This window comes from Colwellia sp. MB02u-9, assembly GCF_014077085.1.
GTDB lineage: Bacteria > Pseudomonadota > Gammaproteobacteria > Enterobacterales > Alteromonadaceae > Cognaticolwellia.
In genome coordinates this window covers 1-682 of the sequence record NZ_JACGVF010000083.1, presented here as the reverse complement: position 1 = coordinate 682, position 682 = coordinate 1, and the positions used below count along the sequence as shown (strand labels likewise).

The 682-nt window shown below is 42.4% G+C and carries 1 pseudogene; it reads left to right on the top strand.

The window, feature by feature from the left end:
* Positions 1–682: pseudogene (locus H4J65_RS05905) on the top strand (flagellin); the annotation flags it as partial.

The window sequence follows — 682 nt, the reverse complement described above, 5'->3', positions numbered from 1 at the left end:
ATTTTACAACGTATGCGTGAATTAGCCCTGCAATCATCGAATGGTTCAAATAGTCAGGATGACAGAGATGCCATGCAAAAAGAAGTTGGCGCATTACAAACTGAGTTAACTCGTATTGCTGAAACAACGTCATTTGGTGGTCAAAACTTACTTGATGGTAGTTTTGGTAGTAAAAAATTCCAAGTAGGCTCAGATGCTAATCAGACTATTTCTTTAACTTTATCAAGTACTTCAGCGACAGATTTAGGTAACTATGCAATAGCATCAGCGGGTACTAAATATGGCGTTGGTGCCGCTGGTGCCGCATTGAGTAGCTTGGCCGAAGGTTCTACGAGTGTCACCACAGTTAATGGCTCTAAAGGCACGGGTACCTATACTAACGTAGCGACAGATACTGCAGTTGAAACTGCCGACAAAATTAATCTTTTAAACAAAGGCGTTACAGCTGAAGCGGTATTAGAGACAACCATTGAATTAAAAACAGCAGGTACAGGTACGTTAGAGATTGGTGGTGACTCATTTGCGTTAGCTAACTATGGCACTGATAACAATAAGTTAGCAGAAGACTTGGGTAAGGCGGGTTACGATACATCAGTGAGTACAGCCGGTGTTATTTCGATTAGAGCAACCGGTGTTGCTGGCATTGATATTTCAGGGGCGACTGCTGCAGATACAGCATTAG